The following is a 25,564-nucleotide window of genomic DNA, read 5'->3' on the forward strand; positions in this document are numbered from 1 at the left end:
CATCAGGCCTGACGTGGAATCTGACCCACTGTTATACGTCGTACATTTTAGCCACCAGACTCTTTGCCATGAGGTTCAGCATGTCCAGCATCAGATTGAGAAATGTCACCAAACGCTTTGGTAAAACAGAAACGCTAAAAAATATCGCACTCGATATTGAAGCTGGTGAGTTTGCAGTATTCGTCGGTCCATCAGGCTGCGGAAAATCCACGCTGCTGAGGCTTATTGCCGGACTGGAAGAGATCAGTGACGGTGAGATTCTGATTGGCGATGAGGTGATGAATGATGTCGCACCTTCGCATCGTGGGGTGGCGATGGTGTTTCAGTCTTACGCGCTCTATCCCCATATGACGGTAGCGGAGAATATCGGTTACGGCCTGAAGGTCAACGGGCTGCCAAAAGCGCAGATTCAGCATCAGGTTGAAATGGTGGCGAAGACGCTGCAGCTGGGGCAACTACTGGATCGTAAACCTAAGCAGCTTTCCGGCGGACAGCGTCAGCGTGTCGCCATTGGTCGCGCGATTGTGCGTAATCCCCGGGTGTTTATGTTTGATGAGCCACTGTCGAACCTGGATGCAGAGCTGCGTGTCGATATGCGGCTGCACATCGCTAAGCTTCATCAGGAGCTGAAAACCACCATGGTTTATGTGACGCACGATCAGACGGAGGCGATGACGCTGGCCGATAAGATTGTGGTGATGAACTACGGCAAGGTGGAACAGGTCGGTTCGCCGATGGAACTCTACTACAACCCGATCAACCGCTTCGTTGCGGGTTTTATCGGCTCGCCGAAGATGAACTTCCTGCCCGCGCGTGTAGAGCAGTGTGGCCCTGGCGGGCTGGTCGCCCTGATCAATGACGGCGAACACCGGCTGCAACTCCCCTCACCCATCCGCCAGCTGCAGTCAGGAGATGAGATCACCCTGGGTATCCGGCCGGAACAGTTGCAGATCAACGGCGATGCGCCTCTGAATATCGACTTCCACTGCGAGGTTGTGGAACGGCTCGGCAATAATACCTATCTGTTTGGTCAGAGCCACGGCCACGACGGCTTTAAGATGCTGCTGCCGGGCGATGTGCATTTCCGCCCTTATCAGACGCTGCGTCCCAGCTTCCATCCGCACCACTGCATGGTGTTTGATGCCGACGGCGCACGTATCAGCGCAGATATTGCGATGCCGCAGGTGCGTGCGGCCTGAGGTTTTATAAATCTGGCAGGCTGGATATGACATCGACAGCCTGCCCCTGGCAAACATAGGTCTGGTCTGCCGTTTCCTGCAAGATTATCCCGTTCACGCCAGCCTGCGGGTAGCTGGCTGGTATTACTGATGGCCAAAGCAAACACTGACATCCGGCTTTACCGGTTAACGGAGCAGACCTTGATTAAACGGAACCCTCTTTTTCAATGACCAACACGCGGGCGACACCCTGTGGACGCGCAATGTGTTCTGTACCTTCGCTGGCATAAAAAATATCACCTGTGTTGAGTATCCTGCTTTTGATATCACCGTTTTCTTTGTATTGCATCTCAACACACCCATCCATAACAGCAAAAACCTCCTGTCCGTCATTGATGTGCCATCTATAGGGTTGATCGGTCCAGTGAAGTTTCACGCTGATATTATCGAAGCTGGCAATGTGTTGAGCATCCCAGGCTTTAGAGCCGGTAAATGCTTTACTGCGATAAAAGTTCATCTTTTCTCCCTCAACAGACATGATTTAACGTCATGAATAGCTGAGAGCGTTGATGGGTTCCATACGCTGCCCGTATGTTGTCCTGATTTGTCCCTGCGTTGTCCATTTGAGGGTAAAGCCGGGATGCAGGATCAGAGAACGAGGCCGGGAAATCGAATGCGCTTAGAATCAGGGTGTTTCGAAGTCAGAACCCTGTTCTTTATCAGATGACTGCCCGATGATCTCTGTGCGTGGCAAACGCTCTCTTACGGCATATCTCAGGCCCGGGACGGAGCCGATGTCCGCTCAGTGCCAAAGGCGGACGTTTTTCCGGTCTGTTACAGCTGATTCAGACATCATGACACAACCTGCGGTAATTATCGGGTTCAATCCCGTAACGCTTCATTTTGTTATACAGCGCACCGCGTGAAAGATTCAGCGCGATGGCAACCTGACGCATATTGCCCTTTTTTTCCATCAGACAGAGTTCTATTAGCGTCTTCTCGCCATCCTTCAGACTAAAACTTTTCACGCTCTCGCCTGGTATATCGGAAATGGCACAGGCGGACAGACGAAGCTCCTCAGGTAGATCTTTATCACTGATATCGTCCGTTTCGGTCAGGTTGATGGTTCGTTCAACAATATTTTCCAGTTCACGCACATTTCCGGGCCAGTCATAGTTTTCCATCATCTGCAGCGCCGAACCGGAAAGTAATGCGCGTTCACGATTGAGTGCGCGGCATATTTTTTCGCAGAACCAGTCAGTCAGCTCTTTAATATCTTCTTTTCTGACTCGCAAAGGTGGAATGGGCAGACTGATCACGTTCAGGCGAAAATAGAGATCACGACGGAATGAGCCATTATCAATATCTCTTTTCAGATCGCGATTGGTTGCAGCAACAATACGCACATTGACTTTTAGTGGTTGCTTCCCGCCGATGCGCGTCACTTCACCTTCCTGCAGTACTCTCAACAAACTGGCTTGCGCATCGAGCGGCATATCACCGATTTCATCAAGGAACAGCGTTCCTCCATCTGCCAGTTCAAATTTACCCGCTGAGCCACCACGTCTTGAACCGGTGAACGCGCCATCCTCATAGCCAAACAGTTCGCTCAGCACAAGATCACGAGGGATTGCGCCACAGTTAACAGCAAGGAACGGACCGGCATTGCGATTACTGCCATTATGGATGGACTGAGCAAATAGCTCCTTGCCGGTACCGCTTTCGCCTGTAAGCAGTACAGTACTATCACTGCGTCCAGCGTTACGTGCTTTATTACGCGTATCCTGCATTATGCGTGACTGGCCGAGAATCATGTCAAAGGTATAGCTGGCACTACTGCCAATAACACGACGCGTCATATCACGTATACGGCGGTTATCACGCATAGAAATGACGCGGCCACCTTCAGGTGTGATAACAACGGAAATCACACATGTGATACGCGAAACAGGGCCAGGAGAAAGAGTAATGTTGCGATCTTTACAGGCTGGCAGCTCTCTGAATGAACAATCATCCGGCATGAATACTTCATCAGCATCACGGAAGCGGACATCTTCCTGTATACCTAATATCTGGCGGGCATAGCGGTTTAACTGCCGAATTGTGCCTCTCTCACTGACAACCAGAACGCCTTCATTCAGCGATTCCATTACTGATTCCTGCTCATTTACTAAATGACGCAAAATCAGCTGCTGTGAAATTGCCTCTGCAGCAGCCTGAACGGTTCCCAGAGTATGGTAGTGAAAATAGCCAGGATTGGCAGTTAATGTCAGCACGCCCAGCATAACGCCATTTTCATCCCGGATGGGAGCCGCAGCGCAGTGTTTGCCACGAATACGCAGCGCTTCTTTATAATTTTCTGCGCTCAGCATATAGACCAGTTTGTTCTCTTTAATGCAGCGACCGGTGCAGTTGGTACCGGATATTGCCTCGCTGAGAATACTGCCTACTGGCGTTAAATCCTGGCCACAATAGTGCATCGTTACACCATTAGCGTCAGTCAGATTGATGTGACCATCAGGATTATAGGCGAGCAGATTACGCATGATATCGCGCGCTATGGCGATTAATGCCGAGTTCCGTGTCATGACTCTGCGAAGTTCGTGCTCTGCGCATAACTGGTATTCGAAGCGATAGGCATCAATACCTTCTTCATGGCTACGTATCCATGATGCGTGAACAGCCGGGCGTAAGCCTTTCGGTACATTTCCCTGCTCGAAAGCTTTCCAGGCTATCCCCAGTTCTTCTATGTATTCGTCAAATTTCTGCGCATGGTTCAGCCTGGCGATCAGCTCCCATTCCTCGTCCCACGTTTTTTCGTTTTTATGGTTCATACGTTTCATTATCTAATATTTTGAATATGTCCATTCTATAGACATGTTATGGAGACATGTCCTTTTTATAAACACTTTGTGATCGTCATCTTTTTTTATTCCCATATAAAACAGCGATGTGTGAGTTGGCACATTCATTGCTAACCAGAAAGGTCTTACCTACAAATACAAATCATAAAAACCACCGTGGAGAAATATTGAAATGTCTACACGAAAGCATAATGTGCCTTACCTCATTTTCATCTGTGCCATCGCATCAGTCAGCGGGATCATTCTTGGCTATGACGCCTCTGTTATTTCAGGCGTTATCGAACCACTGACTGAACATTTATCGCTCACGCCTGCTGAAAGTGGATGGGCGGTTTCTAACGTTATTTTGGGATGTGTTATTGGTGCCTGGGGTGTCGGGCGCCTTACTGACCATATTGGCCGTAAAGCGACATTAATCATTACTGCAGTTCTGTTTGCCATTTCAGCAGTCGGCGCGGCTCTCGCCAATGACCTTACCTGGTTCGTTATCTATCGCATGATTGGCGGTCTGGCCGTGGGAATGGCCTCTGCCGTTACTCCACTCTACATCGCCGAGGTGTCTCCGAAAGATCTGCGTGGGCGCATGCTGGGTATGCAGCAGATGCTGATGGTGAGCGGCCAACTGGTGGTTTACGTGGTGAACTATCTGATTGCCAAAGGGGCGGCTCACGAATGGATTGTATCGATGGGCTGGCGCTGGATGCTGGCGTCAGCACTGGTTCCCTGCGTCCTGTTCCTGGTGATGGCCTTCTTTATGCCAGAATCGCCACGCTGGTATGCGATGCATAACAGAAAAGAGAAATCACTCAAGGTGCTGACCTCTCTTTCCAACGCAGCACATGCTGAACGCTTATACGCCGAGATCCGTAGTTCTATTGATGTTGATTCCGCCTCAACCAGTGCGCCATCGCAGCGCGGCATCCTTAAGGACAAAAAGGCATCTTATATTCTGTGGATCGGTTGTGCCGTTGCCGTGCTTCAGCAGGTTTCCGGCATCAATATCCTGATGTATTTCGCACCATCGCTGTTGCAGAACGTGACGGGTAATACACAGGACTCTCTGTTTCAAAGCATTTTTCTGGGTCTGGCTTTGTTAGCGGGTGTCAGTATTGCGTTGGTTGCGTTTGACCGCGTGGGCCGTATTCCGTTACTTCGCTGGGGTGCTTTAGGTTGCGCTGCCTTCCTGTTCTTCACTTCCTGGGCCTTCATGAACGAAGCCAAAGGTTACCTGCCGGTGGTTGGCTTAGTGGGATTTATCTTTGTATTCGGCTTGTCATGGAGCCTCGGTGCCTGGCTGCTGATATCAGAAATCTTCCCGAACCGTATGCGCGCTGTAGCGATGGGCTATGCCTTCTGTTCCCTGTGGATTTCAAACTTCATCGTTACTCAGAGCTTTCCAATGATGAACCGCAGTCCGGCACTGATGGAGCATTTCCACGGCGCCTTCCCGCTGCTGCTATGCGGCGGGTTCAGCGTCATCGCTTTCTGGTTCGTTGGCCGCTTCCTGCCTGAGACAAAAGGTGTATCGCTGGAGCACATCGAACCGCTGATGCTTTCTAAATCCCGTCGTTTTGGACATGAGCAGCAACCGCTCGTTACACCAGAATCGGTATCCCAAAAGTAAGCCTTAAATACCCTACATATTGAGGAGAGTCACATGTCTTTAAAAAATATTGTGCGCGTTGGTCTGATTGGCGCAGGTCGTATGGGCAGTTTTCATGGTGAAACGGTTGCTCAACGTATTCCAGGTGCCACTTTAGTAGCAGTTGCAGATCCTGTTCCAGGCGCCGCAGAGAAACTGGCCGCTAAACTGGGCGCACAAAAATCCTATACCGACCCGCAGGCAATGCTGAATGACCCTGACATCGACGCAGTCGTTATAGCATCGCCAGCGCGTACTCACGCTGAGCTGATTGTAGCAGCAGCAAAGGCGAGTAAAGGCGTTTTCTGTGAGAAGCCAATGGCTGTGACTCTGGAAGAGGCAGATAAGGCAATCAACGCCGCTGAAGAAGCCGGTGTTACGCTGCAGGTTGGCTTCAACCGTCGCTTCGTGAGCGGTTTTGCTGCTGCTTACGAAGAAATCAAAGCAGGTAAAATTGGTGTGCCGCAGCTGCTGCGTTCAACCACACGCGATCCAGGCCTGGGCGATCCTGCTCCAATCCCACACTGGACCATTTTCCTGGAAACCCTTATCCACGACTTCGACATCCTGCTTCACCTGAACCCGGGGGCGAAACCTACCCAGGTTTATGCCGTTGCCGATGCTTTAGTTCGCCCTGATTTTAAAGACCGTGGATTGCTGGACACCGCCGTAGTGAACATTCGTTTTGATAACGGCGCAATAGCTACTGCTGAAGCTAATTTCCAGGCAGTATATGGCTACGACGTGCGTGGTGAAGTGTTCGGCAGCAAAGGAATGCTGCAGGCTGGCAATATGAACGTGAACAACTGCGTGCGGTACACCGCTGAGGGTATCTCAATCGATACTGCACGCCGCGATACCGATCTGCTGCGTGATGCCTATGTAGCAGAGCTGACCGACTTCGTGCGTTGTGTTGCGACCGGTGAAACCCCGAAGGCAACGGGCGAAGATGCTCGCAACGCGTTGGAAATTGCGCTGGCATGTATTGCCTCTGTTCAGCAGTCTCAGCCGATCACTCTGTAAGGATTACTCATGTCTGACTATTCATTATCCGTATGCGCTGAAATGGTGTTCCTCGAACTGCCATTCATTGAGCGCGTGGAACGCCTTCACGCCATGGGCTTCGGCGTGGAAATCTGGGACTGGACCCAGAAAGACATCGAAGCGCTGGTGAAAACCGGTGCCCGCATTACTTCAATGACCGGCTATATCTCAGGAAACCTGACCGACGACGAAGAGATTGCACAGCTGCTTTCCAGTGCCAGCGAGTCAATTGAGGTTGCCTGTCGTCTTGGCTGTCCGTCACTGAACCTGCACGGAACCGGTTTGAACAATGTCGGCCTGCCTGTGAAACCAGTTGAAGTAGTAACCGGTGACATGTGGCTGAAGGCGAAGAAAACGCTGGATGAGCTTGCAAAACTGGGCGAGCAAGCCGGCAAGGTGTTCACTCTGGAGAACCTGAATACGGCCGTTGACCATCCGGGTACGCCTTTCGCCAAAGCAGACGATACGCTTGCGCTGGTTGCCGCAGTGAACAGCCCATACCTGAAGATGAACCTTGATATTTATCACGCGCAGATTGGTGAAGGAAACCTGATTGAGCTGATTCAGAAAAGCGAGAAGTACATTGGTGAAATCCAGGTCGCTGACGTGCCGGGCCGTAAGGAGCCGGGAACGGGCGAGATCAACTACAAAGCCGTTGCCCGGGCGCTGCAGGGCATCAACTACCACGGCGTGGTAGCACTGGAAGGTTGGGCATCAGGTGATTCTGTGGCGGCGCTGGACGCTTTCCGCGAAGCGTTCACCCTGTAATCCCTGCCCCCCGAGCCTCGCAGGACCTGGTTAGCATCGCTTCGCAGCTCATCGGGAGCGGTGCTTTTTATTTTGAAGGATAGAAATATGAGCGTATCAACGCGTATTCTTGTTGGAGTGAGTCCACTGTCCTGGACCAATGATGTACTGGCAGATCTCGGCGGCGATATCCCGCTAGAAACCTGCCTGGAAGAAGCCGCAGCAGCTGGTTATGAAGGGATTGAGTTGGGGCGTAAATTCCCGGGAACAATTAATACACTCCAGCCGATTCTCTCCAACGCAAAGCTCAAGCTGGCATCCGGCTGGTTTAACGGATTTCTTGCTGAGCGTAGCGTCGAGGAAGAGCTTGAAGCTGTTCACAATCACGCATTACTTCTCAAGTCTCTTGGGGCGAAAGTAATGGTTTATGGTGAGTGCGGTGTTATGCCAGGCAATTCTCCTCTGGATGAGCCATTATCGCTGTCTCCAGCTTTAGGGAGCATCAATCTTGAGCAGTATGCGCAGAAGGTAAATAGTCTGGCTGCGTCACTGTTGAAAACTTACGGCTTGCGTCTCGCTTACCATCATCATTTGATGATGATTGTAGAAACTAACGATGAGTTGAAAGCATTCCTGGAAGCGACTGATGATGTAGTAGGTATCGTGCTGGATTGTGGCCATGCGACAACCGCTGGCATAGACATTAGCTGGGTGCTGGAAAACTACGGCAACCGGGTGGCACATATCCATATGAAGGATGTGCGTGGAGATGTATTAAATAATGTGATCAACAATGATTGGAGCTTTAATAATGCTGTCAGAAACGGTCTGTTCACCATTCCTGGAGATGGCATCGTCGATTACACGCCAGTAATTAATTTTCTGAAACAATCAAATTATAGTGGTTGGATAATTATTGAGGCAGAACAAGACCCGGTAAAAGCACCGCCATTAGAGACGGTCAAAAAAGCGCGAGCATGGGTTAAAAATGAGATTGGAATCTGAGTCGCCGTTAAAAATTAGCCATCAGGTTACTATATAGGGTCATCTGGCGCTGATTAAGCGCCTTTTTTAATATGAAATAAACTTGCCATTATGCCTGGTGCTTACTCTAATAAACTAACCCTGGATGATTAGCATCGATCGTTGGATGAAAAAAGGATGGTGCCTGGCGACTGTTAATTACCCAAGCAATTATTAATACAATGCGTTATTTTTGAAGCCACCAGAAGGCAGTGAGCATAATTTTTAGCTACCGTTTTCACTTAAAACGCATTTAAGACCCTATCGGACTGCTTTGTGCTGAAAGTTAAACCGGAAATACAGGCTGGTGTATTCATCTTTCGTCAGCTTTATTCAGGCTTTCGGTGCAAAAGTTCGTAACCAGATACTCGGCGTACCGCTCCGGTGGACGACCGGTAATGGTTTCCACAGTGTTGCTGACCAGCGGCGATAAAGGGGCGCCGTGGTAACTTCCGATTTCATCTTTGTCATCGGTGTCTGTCTGAGCAGCTATTCAACATAGCTGTCAGGCGTAAGGTCTGGCACATCAGCCGCACAACCCCAGACCGAAGCAAAGTGAACAGCAATCTGATCGAGGGTCAGCCTCTCCGGGTACGGTTAGCGGGAATATACGCCCTCCGAACGCTTGAACGAGCAGCAGTGCGGCTATATCCTCAGGTGTAATCGTCGCGATCGATATTCCCCGGAGGCAGACCATACTGTCTGCATCTCGCTCATATGGGACATCCATAATCAAATCTCCTGACACTATGAAGATTGAACATGACAATGTCCTCATGGAACAAAAGCCGTATCATGGGCCAGAAGCGGACATGGGTTATTTAATTACTGCACTGCTCATAAAATAATTCCCGCAACAGAATATATTCAATCCTTATGGACATCCTGACTGCAAAGGCGATTACGGCACACATCCAGAATTTCATCAGCCAGTGCTGAGTTATCAGGGCAGGCACGAGATAGAACCAGGGCACCAACAAGATGTGCAATATTATCAATCAGTTCAGCGCGCGTTACATTTTCATTCCCCAACACTGCGAGCTGACGTTCAATCCCGGCCGCAAATGCCGCCTTCATTGACTCAGACTGACGCGCAGTATCGGTGCCTAGTGCCGACATCACACACCCGTTCCCCATATCATCGCGGTGTTGTCGGGAGAGGTAGTATTCAATAAATTTTTCCCGGCTCACACCAACCGTACTTTCTGCCGATCGCGTAAAACCACATCTCATGGCCTCCGACATCAGGTCAGCCTTGGAACTAAAGTGCTTGTAGAACCCGCCGTGTGTTAATCCCGCCGCAGCCATCAGTTCCGCGACGCCCACGCCATCGTAACCGCGCTCACGAAAAAGTTCTGAGGCCGTTTCAACAATGCGTGTCCGGTTTTCCCGAACCTGCTCTTTCGACACTTTCATGGTTTCCTGCCCCTCTTAAAAATTGAGTTTAAGTATACATTGATGATGACCATAATCAAACGGGTTGACTTTATTGATTATGATCATCATCATTATATTGACACCACAACCCACCATTAACGGGCGAATAAGCATGACGAATCAGACATTATTTCAACCCTATGAACTTGGCTCACCAACACTGGCCAACCACATCGTGATGGCACCGCTGACACGTAATCGGGCCGGAGCGGGGCTGGTACCGGGCGAACTGGCGGCGACCTACTACGCCCAGCGTGCCACAGCAGGATTGCTGATCACTGAAGCGACACAGATCTCCGCACAGGCGCAGGGCTATCAGGATACGCCGGGGATCTACACACAGGCTCAGATCGATGGCTGGCGTAAAGTGACTGACGCGGTGCATGCCAAAGGTGGGCGCATATTTGTACAGTTATGGCACGTAGGACGAATTTCGCATGTCGATTTACAGCCGGGTGGGGCTGCACCGGTCGCGCCGTCTGCGATGCGCGCCGGGACGAAAACCTTTGTGAATAATGGCTTTGCTGATGTTTCTGAGCCACGTGCGCTGGAGTTGCAGGAAATACCGGGGATTATTGACGATTTCAGAAAGGCATCGGCCAATGCCATTGCCGCCGGATTTGACGGTGTAGAGATTCACGGCGCGAATGGTTATCTACTGGAACAGTTCCTTAAAGACGGCGCCAATCAGCGAACCGATGAGTACGGTGGCTCTATCGAGAACCGTGCGCGCCTGCTGCTGGAAGTTACAGCGGCTGTTAAAGATGAGATCGGTGCTGACCGCACCGGCGTGCGCATTTCACCAGTTTCCCATGCTAATGCCATTTCATGCAGTGATCCGCAGCCATTGTATGACTACGTCGCTGATGAACTTAATGCATCAGGCATCGTGTACCTCCATGTAGTTGAAGGTGAGACGGGCGGCCCGCGTGATGTTTCACTGTTTGATTACGACTCCCTGCGCCGGCGTTTTAAAAACACCTATATCGGCAACAATGGCTATGACCTGGAACTGGCGTCCACTCAGCTTGCGCAAGGCAAAGCCGATCTGTTCGCGTTCGGTCGCTTGTTCATCTCCAACCCGGATCTGGTCGAAAGGCTGAAGACGGGCGCGCCTCTGGCCTCACTCAATCCTGAAACCCTTTATGGCGGTGGCGCAGCGGGATATACCGATTACCCGTCGCTGACTGAGGCCAGCAAGTAAAGCCCTACATACATCGCACATTGCAGATTCTTTTTACACATTAATAAAGAAGATCAACTTATGACTAAAGCTTCAGTTCTCATCACAGGCGCATCCACGGGTATTGGTGCTGTTTACGCAGAACGGTTTGCCAGCCGGGGCCACGACCTGGTGCTGGTCGCGCGCGACAAAACGAAGTTAGAAACACTGGCCGCGCGTCTGCGACAGGAAAATGGCATTTCTGTCGACGTTCTGCCTGCCGACCTCACGCAAACGCGTGATTTAGCCGCGGTCGAATCCCGTCTGCGTGAAGACACACGGATTGGCACCCTTATCAATAACGCGGGTATCGCGCAGTCTGGCAGTTTTACAGAGCAGACGCCTGATTCGATAGAAAGCCTTATCGCGCTTAACGTCACCGCCCTGACCAGACTGGCCAGTGCCGTGGTGCCACGCTTTGTGCAAACGGGCGAAGGATCGATCGTCAATATCAGTTCCATCGTCGGACTCGCCCCGGAATTTGCCATGACGGTTTACGGAGCAACCAAAGCCTTTGTGCTTTTCCTGTCTCAGGGAATGAATGTCGAGCTGTCATCTAAAGGCATTTATATCCAGGCGGTGCTTCCTGCCGGCACTTATACGGAAATCTGGGACCGCGCAGGTATCGACATCAGTAACTCGGCAAATTTCATGGAAGTGGGCGAGTTAGTGGATGCCGCATTGGTGGGCTTTGACCGCCGTGAACTCGTCACCATCCCGCCTTTACGTAATGCTGCCCACTGGGACACCCTTGATGCTTCGCGTCAGGCGCTGCTTACAGACATCAAACAGGATGAAGCCGCTGAACGATATAAAACACGGTAATCAATGAGGTGCACTGTGCAGAACGGTCTTCCGGCTGTTCTGCGCAGCGGTAAATCCGACATAAATCCCTTACAGCCTGTCGTCTCATCCGCGATGAGAAACCTCAAACACATCATTAAGGTCTTATTCAGCATGATAAAAAAACGTGTTGCACTGGTTACCGGTGCGTCCTCGGGTATCGGCGAAGCGACTGCCCGTAAACTTTTAGCCGCTGGATTTACTGTATATGGCACAAGCCGGCGTGGTTCACAGGCGGGAAAACAATCGTTTCCGTTACTTACGCTGGATGTGACCGACGACGCCTCTGTCGGGGCCGCCATTGAGGAGTTACTGGGTCTGGAAGGGCGTATCGATGTTCTGGTGAACAATGCGGGCTTTGGGGTCGCTCCGGCGGCGGCGGAAGAAAGTTCTGTTGATCAGGCCAGGCACATTTTCGACACCAATTTTCTGGGCATCGTCAGGTTGAGCCGGGCAGTAATCCCTCATATGCGCCGTCAGGGCAGCGGGCGTATCATCAATATTGGTTCGATACTCGGCATCGTTCCGTTGCCGTATGTGGCACTTTATGCGGCCAGTAAGCATGCGGTCGAAGGGTATTCGGGCGCACTGGATCATGAACTGCGCACGCAGGGCATCAGAGTTTCTGTCATCGAACCGGCTTACATGAAAACACAGTTTGAAGCCAATAATATCGAGCCGGACGTCAGGCTTCAGGAGTATGACCAGATTCGGGCTAAGCTGACGAAAGTAGTGAACAAGGCAATGGCTGAGGCGGAAAGTCCAGAGGTGGTGGCTGACGTGGTGGTTAAAGCCGCACAGACTTCACGTCCAAAGATTCGCTATACGGCAGGAAAGCTGGCTGGTCAGTTGAATTTTATTCTCAGGTTCGCCCCTGCGTCATTCCTGGATAAGGTGGTGCGCAAAAGTCTTCAGCTTGATGCAAAACAATAAATGAAGAATAAGACGATGAAAGCATTTACGTTTAAACGCTACGGTAAATCCCCTGAGCTGGGATTTGAAAACATCGATTATCCAGCCCCTGCTGCTGATGAAATCCTGGTTAAAGTTTACGCCGTGGGTCTGAACCCGATTGATAACTTGATCCCAACCGGAATATTCAAGCCGGTTTTGCATTTCAAGCTCCCCGCCACATTGGGTAGCGACTTAGCTGGGGTTGTGATCGCAGCGGGGAGTCGCGTGACGCGTTTCAAGCCAGGCGACGAAATTTTCGCCAGCATTTTCGACACGGGAACGGGTTCTCTTGCTGAATTTGCTTTAGTGACTGAAAGCGCTGCGGCCATGAAACCCGTAAACCTGGATTTCGTCCAGGCGGCTTCGCTCCCGATGGTGAGCCTCACATCCTGGCAGGCGCTGACAGATCGAGCCGGGTTGCAGCCAGGCCAGAAGGTTTTCATCCCGGCAGGTTCCGGGGGGATTGGCAGTTTTGCTATCCAGCTGGCCAGACAATTTGGTGCAAAGGTGGGAACGACTACCAGTACAGACAATGTCGAATGGGTAAGTCATCTTGGCGCAGATGAAGTTGTTGATTATAAAAAACAAGATTTTGAAAAACAGTTGAGTGACTACGATGTGGTTCTCGGCACTATCAGAGGCGACTCAATTGAAAAGTCTGCCCAAATTCTCAGGCCGGGCGGGAAGATTGTTTCTCTTGTCGGCCCGTTAGATACTGCGTTCGCCCGGACTCGGGGACTAAACTTTCTCCTGCGTTTTGTGTTCGGGCTGATGAGCCGCAGGATTTTGCGTCTTACCAGAAAGCGAGGCCTGACCTATTCATTTCTTTTTGTCCGGCCTGATGGCGATCAGCTTACTCAAATCTGTAAACTCGTAGAAACTGAACAAATCAAGCCTGTGATCGACAAGGTATTTACTTTCGCGGAAACAAAAGAAGCTCTTGCCTACCTTGGGCAGGGACATGCGAAAGGCAAAGTCGTCGTTAAGATACCGAGTGACAGCAACTGAGGTCTGCATCTGCTTAAGGAAAATCGCCAGAGTCTCTTGCTTCGGACAAGAAGCGCAGCATGAGCGCATTTCTCTCACAGCGTACCTTGCCACGCGCGCACATAGGTTCTGTGTCAGAGGCATCAAAAACGAGGCGCAGGGGCTGCTTTTGCTGGATGCGTATAGTGCGACGCGCAAGTCCATTCTGTGCCAGAAGCGGACATTGGTCAGTCGGCATTGAAGTAAATACCCCACATTGCCCAGCCCTCTGTCCGGGCTGGCAGTCGTGAATCATCGAGCGCTTTAAAAACAGCGTCATCAAAGTCCGCGGATCGCTGAAGGTCATTTGTACCAATCGTGATATACGTCAGCACTTGATTACAACCTCTCGCCGTTTGTCTGAACAGATATTATACCGTTCATAGCAGCGATGAAGATTTACCTGATGCGCTAATTTCCGTTTCAAATCATCGCACCGGCCATCAAAAGCACCTTATTAATGGCTGCCGCTGGCATGCCTCTGTTAATCAATAAGCAACTTCGCTGACGGTTACGCTCTCTGCAGGGGAACAACGACCGAAGCCCGCTTCTCGATCAAAACAACCGTAACCGCTGGCACATTCTCCAGGCAAAAAGCCCGCTGTGTGAACACAGCTATTCAGCCACATTTTTCCCTTTCCCAAACCTGACACTATCCGCACCGAGGCGTCTTTTTAACATTCTGATACGTCTGTTCGATGGGAAAAATCACAGGAAATTTAAAAAACCGCCGGACTCTGCCGATAACCTCAGATATCGAAACTCTGTCCGCAGGAAAAACATTCATGTCACCATCCGACACCCATAGTAAGCAGCAGGAAATTAGCGAAATCACGGCGCGTGCTGGCTCCATCCTGCGGCAGCTTCGCGACAGTCTGCAACAGCTAGGGCTTGATAAAACCATTGCAGAGGTGGCGGGAAGTATCCCCAATGCCCGTGAAAGACTGGGTTATGTGGTCACTATGACCCGTGAAGCCGCAGAGGGCGTCATCAACAGCGTGGAGATCACGCAGCCTCTGCAAACCGAACTGGGCGAAAAAGCGGAGAAGCTCACTCAACGCTGGGATGCCACTTCCGGGAATCCGTCGGACAAAGAACAGGATCAGGCATTAGCTGCTGATACTGTTGCCTTACTGGATGAGGTCCCCCGCATCACGGGTCTGACACAACAGCAGTTGCACGCGATTATGATGTCACAGGGCTTCCAGGATCTTACCGGACAGATAGTCCAGGCGATGATGGCCGTGCTGAATCAGGCTGAGCAGCAGCTGATACAGGTCATCCGTGATAACACTGGTTCACATGGCACGACCGAGCGCGCAGCGCCGTCTAAACCCGCTTCCTCATCAGAAACCCCTGCCAGCCAGGATGATGTAGACGACCTGCTGGCCAGTCTGGGAATGTAAGCAGATATAAAAAAGCAAGGCTGAGAACGCATGATTGAGAAGAGGAAGGTCGGCGGCAAGTCAATCTGACTGAAAGCCAAAAATCCTCTTCATGCTCAACACCCGCTTATCTGCCATAAAACCGGCAACAGTTTTCACCCGGAATGACCTTATGCCTGAGCGGCTTTATAACGTTTTTCCAGCTTGTTCAGAAATTCAAAGAGTACCTGATTCCTTTCGCTGTAATCATGCGCCCGAAGTTTTTCCGGCGTATCAACGAAGCGGTATTCTGCAGCACGGCTCAGATCTTTGTCAGGATGCGCGATCAGCAGCTCAACAACATCCGGCGTCAGTTCCATATGGCACTGGAACCCAAACACATGGTCGTAATATGAAACGATCTGGCGCGGGCAGCCTTCGCTGAAAGCAATCATTTTTGCTTCCGGAGTAAGACCCGGCATGCCGTTATGCCAGTGGCGACATCAAGCGATTTCGTAAAATGAGAGAACAACGCATCCCTTCTGCCCTCTTCAGTCAGGGTAATCGGAAATTTGCCAATCTCTTTTTCCGGGCTATGGGCGAACGGCGCATCGAGCGCTTCACCGGTCAACTGTGATCCCAGGCAGATACCAATCACAGCCTTACCGGTTTTAACAGCGGAGGCAATCAGCGCCTGCTCACCTTTTGAATCGAAGTGCGGGCACGCTTCAGATGTTGTGGCTGGATCTTGTGGACCGCCCATAATGATTAGAAAATCGATGCCCTGAGCGTTGGCTGACAACGCATCACCTGCGTATCAGTGTGAGTAAGTCACATCATGACCCTGATTTCTCGCCCATGTTTCTTATGCCCTGGTGCTTCGAAACGTTCATGTAAGTAAAGTGTACCCGCATTAAGACAGGCTCCTGTTATACCTGGGATAATCTGGCGATAAACATTCTCTATCCCGTGAACTCGCACGCCGGATGATTCCGATTTAAGTATCATAGTGGCAGGGTCTGAATCTGAAATGCCAGGTAGTATAGATAAAGCGCCGGGACATGAAGACTTTACTGGCTGGTCTGGCACGGCTATAAGCTATCAACGTGGATAAATCGATCCTCCCCAACATCATCTTGAGTGGCAATAACGCTATGCCGTCAGGAGGTCATGCTGGTTGAAACGGAAAACAACCGATGGGTTATCCCCCTCAGCGTGCATTGTGGCTGCCACCTCTGCAGATCCATAGTTACAATTTGCTGTCTCATACCGATCTGAGGGCTGTCTGTTTTAGTTGCAGCCTTTTCGCAGAATGCACCAATTTTACGAAGAGTGACCCGGTACACGTCATTACGGCGCTGCCCCTGGTGAAAGAACTGATAACAGGTCTGTTCAGTGAGAACGACAACAGACCGAGTCAGCGCAATATGGCCCTGTTGCTTCTGGAAATACTCAGCGAAACTCAACCATTAACTGCAGTACTTCCAATGCCAAATGATGAGCGATTATTCTCTGCTGTCAGGGAACTACTGGTTAACCAACGCTGAGAAGCATCGATGAGTTTTCTCGCTTTTATAGCGGCGATGTCAGAGCGTACCTTTTCGCGATTGTTTATTAAAGGTACGGGCTGTAGTTTCAACACCTGAAAACAAAGAGCAATGATTTACGTTTCGCTGGATCAACTCGCGAATGGCATTCCAATCAAAAAGGCCGCTTATGAGCCTGGCATTTCATGTCCGGCGTCCTATAGCGCTGCTTTCCGTTCCATTCTGAGTTCAACACCGCGTGATTTTTTGCCTTAATCTGTGAATCAATTTCCGCCTTTCAATTAAAACAGACGCAGGTAAAAGACAGTCTGTTTACGCTGAAAATGCACTTCGGTTAAAACAGGGGCGTTCCTGAACGGCTCTCGCTTCACTGACGGTGAAGAGACGCACGCTGGCGCTTTTTTTGAATATCCTGATACGTCTGACAGAAGGAAATTACGCCGGGCTTCGCGACAGTCTGCAACACACGGGGCTTGATAAAACCCTTACTGATGTAGCCGGATGTACGTGAACGCCCGTGTAAGGCTGGGTAATATGATCGCTATAACCCGTGCAGCAGCAGCGTCATCAACAGCGTGGAGATCATGCAGCCCCCGCCACCAGGAATCTGCGCTGGGGGAACGGGTTGTTCTGGCTGTGAGCAAACCTATTATTCAAGGTCAGCTTTGTGCCAGTAGGAGGTGTAAAAAAACAGGATTGTTTTGAGCGGTCATAGAAGGTCACCGTATTACATTTTTATGTGGTGACGGAATGCCCCGCCTGAGTCCGATGGAATCATTGCTGCCTCACAGGGATTCTGCTTTTTTAACAGTTATTTTATTCATTCAGGCTAGCGAGTATCTGCAGATAAAGTGCGTGCTGTTCGGCAGGAACCGGAGTGATGAACTCTCTCAGCCATGTTCTGGCTACAAAAATTTTATTGAGGCGCTCGTCGTGGCAGTTATCTGTTGCCATGTGTCCCAGTTCAATCAAAAGGGAATTAATATTTATCTCTTTTTCAGCGAGGGCCAGACGTAGTGCGGCCTCGCTAATAATTGTCTGCCCTTTATCTTCATCTCGTAGTGGCATAGTCTCCTCCTCAGGTTAAATTCATTAATACATTTCCAATCCACATGCCACACAAAATATCATTTTACTAAACATTCAGAGATTGATTGAAGTTGAGGATTCCAGCATATTACCTGTCCTGTGTTTGCAGCTAATCTGTTTAGCTGATTTATTTCTTCAGGACTACTGCTGCAGGCCTGCCTGTGACAGTTTATCGTCATAATCGCACCATACTTTAAGATAAAACCGGCGTTTTTTAATTTTTACAATAAAATATTTATACGTTCTTAAAAAGCGAAATTATCACGGTAAAAGTGTGATTGAAGCCTTCACAGGTTTAATCTCATTCTGCTATCGATAATGGGTAGCCCAATACAAGATTTATGATATTTAGCTATATTTATCATAAGCTTGCGTGGTTTATTTTGGATGCACACTGTGGGTGAGCATGATGAATGCAAACGTGCGCATTTCTCTACACGCACTTATTTACATTTCCTTTCATGCACAAGTAAAGATGCTTATTAATTGTCTGTCCGCTAAAACAAGGTTGATACCAAACCATAACCGCAATGACAATCAATCCAGGTAGTGTCCAGCACTAACCAAAGCGGGATGACTCATTAAATCCTTCCTGAAAACATCTTTTTAAATGCATTCAAAAAAGGTGTAAACAAAGCATCTTTTTTACCGATACCGTATTGAAGCCTGAGGTTATTTCAGGAGCAGGGTATTATTTAACACTGGGATTATTAAAATGAATATTATAAAAAAAGTTACGGATTTAAAAATAGGGGGCAAACTGGCACTGGGATTCACACTGGTCATCCTGGCCTCTGTTATCATAGCGGCGCTCGCGTTTCGCTGTTTTTTAAGTATTCAGGAAAACTCAGCCAAGCGGGATGTTACCGTTCAGATGCTGGACACGCTGGCAAAAGCCAGGCTTAACCGCACGCTTTTTCAGTACACCCGGGATAAAAAGTTTATCGAGATTAACGGCGAGGCGATGAATCAGCTGTTTGCTTTACGAACCAGTCTCGATAAGTACTCGTGGTCAGCCGAAGGAAGTGAGAGGCTTTCTCTCCTGGGCGTGGTTCTGGCGCAGTATCAGGAAAAACGTCGGGCCTTTCTTGAGAGCAGTGACAGGGCTGCACTCGCGTTTAGTCAGATAAACACGATGGATCTGGCCTCACTGGCTGAAAAACTGGCTTCCAGTCAGGCTTCTGTCCCCGCAGGGATTGCTGCGCCCCTGCTTTCTCTCAGTTTCAAAACAGAGCAGGCAGCGTTTTATATCCAGGCCTTTATCAGAAAGCCAGAGTCTGTCGCGCTGGATAAATTCACTGGGATCAGGGACACGATTGCTCTGCTTGTTAACCAGCTCAAAGGCGATTCTGACAATGCGCTCGCTGAAATACTGGCGGAAGTGGACCAGAAAACTTTATCGGGTTCCGCCCTGTTAAATAATTATCTCCTTTCGGTGCGGGCAGAAAGCCTGGCTTCAGAGGAAATGACCGCAGCGGCAGGCAAACTGAATAGCGCCATCACAGGACTCGCGTTCTTTCAGTCAGAGATGGCTCAGAAGTATATCCACACCGCAATCTGGCAGATTGGTTTGGCTACCCTCGCCTGTATTATTCTCAGCCTCATTATTGCCTGGCGAATGACGCGGAGCATCACCATCCCGCTGAGAGAAACGCTGTCGTCTGCAAAACGTATTGCTGAAGGTGACCTGACGTCAGAAATAACCAGCTCCCGCACTGATGAGCTTGGCGAGCTGATGACTGCCGTGGGCACCATGAACCAGAGCCTGCGTAACATCATCTCGCGGGTCAGGGACGGCGTGAATAACGTTGCCCGCGCCTCCTCTGAAATTGCGGCCGGTAACACCGATTTGTCGTCACGTACCGAACAGCAGTCGGCTGCAGTGGTCGAGACGGCTGCCAGCATGGAAGAACTGACATCCACGGTTAAGCAAAATGCGGAGAACGCGCATCACGCCAGCCAGCTGGCTACCGACGCGTCACACAATGCCAGCCGCGGCGGGAATATCATCAGCGACGTGATTAGCACCATGGGGGGAATAAGTCAGAGTTCAGGCAAGATTGGGGAAATCATCTCCGTTATTAACGGCATCGCTTTCCAGACGAACATTCTTGCGCTAAACGCCGCAGTCGAGGCGGCCCGGGCTGGCGAGCAGGGGCGCGGATTCGCTGTGGTTGCCGGTGAAGTCCGCAACCTTGCGCAGCGCAGTTCGCTTGCTGCAAAAGAAATTGAGACGCTGATAAGTGAGTCTCTAAGCCGGGTAAGTAACGGTACCGAGCTGGTTAACCGTGCTGGCAATACGATGGAGGATATCGTCAGGTCTGTATCGCAGGTCAGGGACATCATGGGTGAAATTGCCGCTGCGTCGGACGAACAGAACCGCGGGATCACGCAGATTGCGCAGGCCATGACGGAAATGGATACAACTACTCAGCAGAACGCTGCGCTGGTTGAAGAGTCATCCGCAGCGGCCAGCAGCCTCGAAGAGCAGGCGCTCGAGCTTGAGAGAACCGTTGCCGTGTTCCGTGTGCCTTCTTCCGGATTGCTGACGCCGAAGGTTCAGGCGGTCACGCCTGTGTTAAAACCTCAGTCGTCCTTCAGGACATCAGAAACCAACTGGGAAACTTTCTGATATCCATCCGGCAGCCAGAGGTGGGTTTAACCTCATCTGGCTGTTTCCTTCCGTAAATTATATCGGTAAGGTGACAAGCCTTTTTATGACGCTGAGTCAGTCTGGGCTGCGCCCTGCTGACTAATACGCACTGATATCAGCCGACACATCTGCTTGTTACCTATGATTTCTTCCGAATGTTCGCTTCTGGCACGAAGCGGACGTTGTGCAGGCCAATGTCCGCTTTGAGCGAGGAGCGGACGTTTCACTTTTGACAGCTTAAGGTTTCCAATAGGTTGAACATAACTTCACATGTGCAACTTCCGCTTCTGGCACAAAACAAACTATGAGCAGACTGATGCCAGCTGAAAGTAAGAAGCTTATAAAGCCACTCCCGATATCACCTAAAGTGTTTACTTTACTTTCTGTATCGAAGCGCATCGATAAGTAGGGCGAACGCAGGCGTCTGCTGTCGCCGGCTGGGATAGTAGAGGTGATACCCGGGCCAAATGGGACACCAATCTTCCAGCACTCTGATAAGACGTCCTGTGACGATTTCTTCCTCGACCTCATCTTCAGGACAGTAACCCAAACCTAGTCCGCCCATTACCGCCTGGAGACCAAGGCTATTGGTATTGAAAATAAGCTGGCCTTCCGCGCTGATGCTAACTTCCTTCCCGCCCTTCTGAAATTCCCATGGGAGCAGGTTGCCGTAAGTGGGAAGGCGCAAAGTGATGCAATTGTGTCGGGCCAAATCGCTGGGCGTTTGTGGCTCTGGATGGGCAGCAAAATAGGAACGTGTACCGACCACCGCCATCCGCAGGCCGGGCGCGATAGGCACCGCGATCATGTCGGATGCGACCTGATCACCCAGGCGAATACCCGCGTCAAAGCGGTCGGCAACAATATCGATGAGCGCGTGATCAACACTGATTTCGACGCAAATGTCAGGATATTCGGAAACGACCCGAGCTACTGCTGCATAGACGATCGTGCGTGCCGCATGTTCAGGAGCGGACAATCGGATGGTGCCCGAAGGTTGATCTCGTGAAATGACGATTGATGCTACCTCCATTTCGATCTCTTCCAGTCGAGGGGCAAGCGAACGGAGTAGTCGTTCGCCAGCTTCAGTAGGCGATACGCTCCTGGTGCTTCGTGCAAGGAGGCGCACACCAAGCCGCTCCTCCAGTCCCCGCATCGCGTGACTCAAGGCCGATTGAGAAACCCCCAATTGGGCGCCTGCTTTCGTGAAGCTACGCGCCCGGGCGACGGCGACGAATAAGGCCAAATCGTTCAAATTCAGGCGAGGCATTAATGAGATTTCCTCATAGGTCTTAGCATATAACACCGTATTATAATGAACCCATTCGCGCCATATAATTAACGTGGACAGATACTTTCGTTGATTATAATAAGGTTTTAGAATGAAAAAGCCCTTACTTGGCCGAAATGGCCCTGAGGTTTCAGAACTGGGCTTTGGTTGTATGAACCTGAGCCGGGTATATGGTCCTGAGACTGATCGCAAAGAAGCGATAGCGTTAATCCGTGCCGCGCATGAGCATGGGATTACGCTCTTCGACACTGCCGAGTTCTATGGCCCATACACCAACGAGGAGGTCGTTGGCGAGGCGCTGGCACCAATCCGTGACAAAGTAGTGATCGCCACGAAATTCGGTTTCGATCTTGCACCCGATGGCTCTGTTCGAGGCCTCAATAGCCGTCCAGACCATATTCGGGAGGTCGCAGAAGCGTCGCTTCGTCGGTTAAAGACTGATCGTATTGACGTGTTTTACCAGCATCGGCTCGATCCTGCAGTCCCAATCGAAGAGGTCGCAGGAACACTCAAGGATCTCGTCGAGGAGGGCAAGATACTTCACTACGGGCTATCCGAAGTCGACGGCGAAACCATTCGCCGCGCGCATGCCGTTCATCCCCCTGCAGTCGTCCAAAACGAATATTCAATCTGGACCCGCGATCCTGAACCCGATGTGCTGCCGACCTGCGAAGAGCTCGGCATCGGATTCGTGCCCTGGAGCCCGCTGGGTATGGGCTTTTTTGGCGGTCAGATCAGCGAAGACACACCTACCAAAGAAGGCGACATGCGCGCAGGCTTTGCGCGATTCACTCCGGAAGCACGCTCACATAATCGTCAATTATTTGATGTCGTGCAGACTGTAGCGACACGAAAAGACGCAACGACAGCGCAGGTTGCGTTGGCATGGCTGCTGGCGCAGCGTCCCTGGATCGTGCCTATCCCCGGCACCACCAAGCTCAAGCACTTCCAGGATAATTTAGGCGCGATCCGGTTGACCCTGACCGATCAGGACATCCGTGAAATCGACGAGGGCTTCCATTCCCTTGGAGTACATGGCGAACGAACTGCGTAAGGATAAAACAATGCAAAAGCGTGTACTTGGATCAAGTGGCCTTGAGGTCAGCATCATTGGCTTCGGCTGCATGGGGCTGAGCCCTACCTATGCAGACTTTCTGCCGCTGGCGGCGGGAGTCTCGCTCATTCGTCAGGCGGTCGAACGGGGCGTCACTCTCTTTGATACAGCTGAGGTCTATGGTGGGTCCGAAAATGAGAAGATGGTGGGAAAAGCACTTGCTCCTGTTCGCGATCAGGTGGTTATCGCTACCAAGTTCGGGTTCGACATCGATCCTCATACCCGCCAGATCCAGGGCCTCAACAGCCGGCCAGATAATATCCGCAAGGTTGCGGAAGCCTCGCTGAAGCGACTCGGTGTCGATGTTATCGACCTGTTCTATCAGCATCGTGTTGATCCAAACGTTCCGATCGAGGAGGTAGCCGGCGCAGTCAGGGACCTCATCGCTGAAGGAAAAGTCAGGCATTTCGGTCTGTCTGAACCCAGCATTCAGACGCTTCGTCGCGCGCATGCAGTGCAGCCGATTACGGCGCTACAGAATGAGTTTTCGCTCTGGACTCGCGATCCAGAGACGAACGGTATTCTCGACGCTTGTGACGAGCTCGGCATCGGTTTTGTGCCCTACAGCCCATTAGGAAGAGGGTTCCTGACCGGCGCCATGGGGAAAGAAACGCAACTCGCTGACAGCGACTTCCGTAAAGCTCTGCCGCGTTTCACAGCAGAAGCAATGGAGAAAAATCAGGCTATTGTTGATCTACTCAAACGGATTGCTGCCGATAAAAACAGTACACCGGCACAGATAGCGCTCGCATGGCTCCTTGCCAGGCGGCCATATATCGTTCCGATCCCCGGTACGACCAAGCTGCACAGGCTGGAAGAAAATATTGCTGCCGCCGAGGTAAAACTGACGCAATCTGAGTTGACTGAGATCAAACGAGCGGCGGCTCTTGTTTCAGTTGAAGGCGAACGCTGGGCTCCGCTAATGATGGATTGGGTCGATAAGGATACGCCACTAACCAATGCAGATAAAAAAAACTGAGTAAGTAAGCTTCACTATTTTTTCACTGTGTAGCATGTCAACGTCCGCTTCTGGCACAAAGCGGACATTAACATGCGCATCTGTCCGCTTTGTGCCAAAAACGAACGTTAACGTTTTACTCCTTTGAATCTTATTTCAGCGATTCCGCCAGCGTAACAACCCACAACTCACTGTCCGACTCCGGTTTCTTCAGTGGCTTCAGGCTAATGGTCGTGGCAACCGGCTTGTCATCAACCTTAAGCGTCCCCTGCTCCGTCACCCGATAATCCTTACGCTTCTTACCTTCAACCGGATCCTGCATCACCGCTTTCACGCCAAAGTCATTATCATTAGTGATCGCCAGCGTTTTATCGTCGATCAGCGCCAGCCCTTCGGCTTTCTCCTGTTGCCAGCCGAGCTGACGTAAATCAACCACCCGCTTTTTAGCGGCAAACTTAATGCCGCGTTTCAGCAGCGTTTTCCCGTCGTCAAACTCCGGGTATTCACCGGGCTTATCAAATGCTGAAAGCTCGGTAGCCGGGCTAAGATCCACCTTATAGACAAGGTTGCGCATCGCATCGTTTTTATCGGTGCCCTGTTCTATCAGCAGGATATGCTGATTGTCGATCGCCACGATATCGCCAATTTTTGCGTCACTGTTTTTACTGTAAGCCTCGCTGTCGATAGGGTAACCATACATCGCGGTTTTCCCGGTCGCCGGATCGAAACTCACCAGGCGGGTAAAGCGCGCCTGCTTTTTGCTTTTACCGTCGATATTAAGCGTGCTCTGCACCGCGGCAATGATACGCCCATCGGGCATGCGGGTGATCCCCTCAAAGCCACGGTTTGGCTGACGCCATTTGAGTATGTTCGGCAGACCGCCTGCGATGGATTTCTCCCCTTCGGCTGCCTGCGGCCCGTGAATGGCCAGGATTTTACCGCGCTCATCTACGTTAATCAGGAACGGACCATACTCATCGCATAGCCAGTATCCGCCCTTGCCATCCGGCGTAATACCTTCTGTATCCAGACCACGGTTGTCACCCTGCAGCGCTTTCAGCGTATCGCTTAGCGCGACTTCATTAGTTGATCCAATGACGCCATCCTGCAACGGCAAGCCGTTTATATTGCCCTTATCGTCATGCAATGGTCGGGCATCCGTGGCCTCGGCTTTGCCGTTCTGCACCCGAATATTCATCAGCAGTGGAGCGAAGTCCGGCGTGACGAATATTTTTGATTCTTTCTTACCGACATCAGGTGAGTCGGCATTGGGTCCGCGATCGGTGACGGTAACAAAGGTCAGCGCCTCCCCCTGCTTACCGGTAAACAGCAAACCGGAACCAATACCCACCGGCAGACCCTGAGGAAATGCGCTGGCGAATGCCCCGTTGTAGCTCACGCGCGTTCCTTCAGGGAAACTGACGACGTAGCTTTCAACTTTCGGCTGTGCCGCTAATGTTGATAAAGAGAGTGCGCAACCGATAAGCAGAGAAATCGCTTTTATTTTCATATTTTTATATCCGTTAAGGAAAGCCACGAGCCTAAAGAATAAAAGTGACAGAAAAATG

At 50.9% G+C, this 25,564-nt stretch carries 19 protein-coding genes and 2 pseudogenes; 14 read left to right on the forward strand and 7 right to left on the reverse strand.

Going from position 1 to position 25,564, the window contains the following annotated elements; translation table 11 throughout:
- The first annotated feature begins 80 nt into the window (after positions 1-80).
- Positions 81-1,199 carry an ABC transporter ATP-binding protein gene (locus tag NIM72_RS00485; protein WP_161736834.1) on the forward strand — a complete coding sequence of 373 codons (1,119 nt, stop codon included), beginning with the start codon at positions 81-83 and terminating at the stop codon, positions 1,197-1,199.
- Between the two features lie 184 nt (positions 1,200-1,383).
- Here the strand turns inward: NIM72_RS00485 and NIM72_RS00490 are convergent, their stop codons facing one another.
- Complete coding sequence (locus NIM72_RS00490; RefSeq protein ID WP_253417798.1) at positions 1,384-1,695, reverse strand: cupin; 312 nt, start codon at positions 1,693-1,695, stop codon at positions 1,384-1,386.
- Positions 1,696-2,023: 328 nt separating this feature from the next.
- Positions 2,024-4,012, reverse strand: coding sequence for a sigma-54-dependent Fis family transcriptional regulator (locus NIM72_RS00495; protein ID WP_253417799.1), 1,989 nt, complete (start codon positions 4,010-4,012; stop codon positions 2,024-2,026).
- Between the two features lie 202 nt (positions 4,013-4,214).
- On the opposite strand from NIM72_RS00495, the gene NIM72_RS00500 reads away from it, so the two are divergent.
- From NIM72_RS00500 to iolE, 4 genes are all read left to right on the forward strand, one after another.
- Positions 4,215-5,666, forward strand: a complete 1,452-nt coding sequence (locus tag NIM72_RS00500) for a sugar porter family MFS transporter (protein WP_161736713.1) — start codon at positions 4,215-4,217, stop codon at positions 5,664-5,666.
- A gap of 33 nt (positions 5,667-5,699) precedes the next feature.
- Positions 5,700-6,707 carry a Gfo/Idh/MocA family oxidoreductase gene (locus NIM72_RS00505; RefSeq protein ID WP_161736714.1) on the forward strand — a complete coding sequence of 336 codons (1,008 nt, stop codon included), beginning with the start codon at positions 5,700-5,702 and terminating at the stop codon, positions 6,705-6,707.
- A 9-nt stretch (positions 6,708-6,716) separates the two neighbouring features.
- Positions 6,717-7,496 (forward strand): TIM barrel protein, encoded by a 780-nt coding sequence (locus tag NIM72_RS00510; protein ID WP_253417801.1) that lies wholly within the window; start codon positions 6,717-6,719, stop codon positions 7,494-7,496.
- Between the two features lie 87 nt (positions 7,497-7,583).
- Positions 7,584-8,480, forward strand: a complete 897-nt coding sequence (gene iolE / locus NIM72_RS00515) for a myo-inosose-2 dehydratase (protein WP_253417803.1) — start codon at positions 7,584-7,586, stop codon at positions 8,478-8,480.
- A gap of 885 nt (positions 8,481-9,365) precedes the next feature.
- On the opposite strand, the gene NIM72_RS00520 is transcribed toward iolE, so the two are convergent.
- Positions 9,366-9,914, reverse strand: coding sequence for a TetR/AcrR family transcriptional regulator (locus tag NIM72_RS00520; RefSeq protein WP_253417805.1), 549 nt, complete (start codon positions 9,912-9,914; stop codon positions 9,366-9,368).
- A gap of 133 nt (positions 9,915-10,047) precedes the next feature.
- Between NIM72_RS00520 and NIM72_RS00525 the strand changes: the two genes are divergently transcribed.
- The 5 genes from NIM72_RS00525 (at position 10,048) to NIM72_RS00545 (ending at position 15,386) form a co-directional block, all read left to right on the forward strand.
- Positions 10,048-11,139, forward strand: coding sequence for an alkene reductase (locus tag NIM72_RS00525; RefSeq protein WP_253417807.1), 1,092 nt, complete (start codon positions 10,048-10,050; stop codon positions 11,137-11,139).
- A gap of 60 nt (positions 11,140-11,199) precedes the next feature.
- Positions 11,200-11,982 (forward strand): SDR family oxidoreductase, encoded by a 783-nt coding sequence (locus NIM72_RS00530; RefSeq protein WP_253417809.1) that lies wholly within the window; start codon positions 11,200-11,202, stop codon positions 11,980-11,982.
- Positions 11,983-12,114: 132 nt separating this feature from the next.
- Entirely contained in the window at positions 12,115-12,933 is an 819-nt protein-coding gene (locus NIM72_RS00535; RefSeq protein WP_253418316.1) for an oxidoreductase, read from the forward strand.
- Entirely contained in the window at positions 12,934-13,962 is a 1,029-nt protein-coding gene (locus NIM72_RS00540) for an NADP-dependent oxidoreductase (RefSeq protein WP_161736720.1), read from the forward strand.
- Between the two features lie 803 nt (positions 13,963-14,765).
- The gene (locus NIM72_RS00545) at positions 14,766-15,386 is read left to right on the forward strand and encodes a protein phosphatase CheZ (protein ID WP_253417811.1); all 621 of its coding nucleotides are present in this window, start codon (positions 14,766-14,768) and stop codon (positions 15,384-15,386) included.
- A 149-nt stretch (positions 15,387-15,535) separates the two neighbouring features.
- On the opposite strand, the pseudogene NIM72_RS00550 reads toward NIM72_RS00545, so the two are convergent.
- Positions 15,536-16,258, reverse strand: a pseudogene (locus tag NIM72_RS00550) (glutamine amidotransferase).
- Positions 16,259-16,374: 116 nt separating this feature from the next.
- Between NIM72_RS00550 and NIM72_RS00555 the strand changes: the two are divergent.
- A pseudogene (locus NIM72_RS00555) lies at positions 16,375-17,146 on the forward strand (helix-turn-helix transcriptional regulator).
- 561 nt (positions 17,147-17,707) lie between these two features.
- Here NIM72_RS00555 and NIM72_RS00560 read toward each other — a convergent pair.
- On the reverse strand, positions 17,708-17,959 hold the full coding sequence (locus NIM72_RS00560) for a hypothetical protein (RefSeq protein ID WP_161736722.1): 252 nt from the start codon (positions 17,957-17,959) through the stop codon (positions 17,708-17,710).
- A gap of 736 nt (positions 17,960-18,695) precedes the next feature.
- On the opposite strand from NIM72_RS00560, the gene NIM72_RS00565 reads away from it, so the two are divergent.
- On the forward strand, positions 18,696-20,612 hold the full coding sequence (locus NIM72_RS00565; RefSeq protein WP_161736122.1) for a methyl-accepting chemotaxis protein: 1,917 nt from the start codon (positions 18,696-18,698) through the stop codon (positions 20,610-20,612).
- Positions 20,613-21,009: 397 nt separating this feature from the next.
- On the opposite strand, the gene NIM72_RS00570 is transcribed toward NIM72_RS00565, so the two are convergent.
- Positions 21,010-21,903: a LysR family transcriptional regulator gene (locus NIM72_RS00570; protein WP_253417813.1), complete on the reverse strand. Its 894-nt coding sequence runs from the start codon at positions 21,901-21,903 to the stop codon at positions 21,010-21,012.
- Between the two features lie 112 nt (positions 21,904-22,015).
- On the opposite strand from NIM72_RS00570, the gene NIM72_RS00575 reads away from it, so the two are divergent.
- Both NIM72_RS00575 and NIM72_RS00580 read left to right on the forward strand, forming a co-directional pair.
- On the forward strand, positions 22,016-22,978 hold the full coding sequence (locus tag NIM72_RS00575; RefSeq protein WP_253417814.1) for an aldo/keto reductase: 963 nt from the start codon (positions 22,016-22,018) through the stop codon (positions 22,976-22,978).
- 10 nt (positions 22,979-22,988) lie between these two features.
- Complete coding sequence (locus NIM72_RS00580; protein WP_253418319.1) at positions 22,989-24,017, forward strand: aldo/keto reductase; 1,029 nt, start codon at positions 22,989-22,991, stop codon at positions 24,015-24,017.
- 130 nt (positions 24,018-24,147) lie between these two features.
- Here the strand turns inward: NIM72_RS00580 and NIM72_RS00585 are convergent, their stop codons facing one another.
- Positions 24,148-25,506, reverse strand: coding sequence for an esterase-like activity of phytase family protein (locus tag NIM72_RS00585; RefSeq protein ID WP_253417816.1), 1,359 nt, complete (start codon positions 25,504-25,506; stop codon positions 24,148-24,150).
- Positions 25,507-25,564: the final 58 nt, after the last annotated feature.

It is taken from the genome of Pantoea sp. B550 (assembly GCF_024158165.1).
Classification (GTDB): Bacteria; Pseudomonadota; Gammaproteobacteria; order Enterobacterales; family Enterobacteriaceae; genus Pantoea; species Pantoea alfalfae.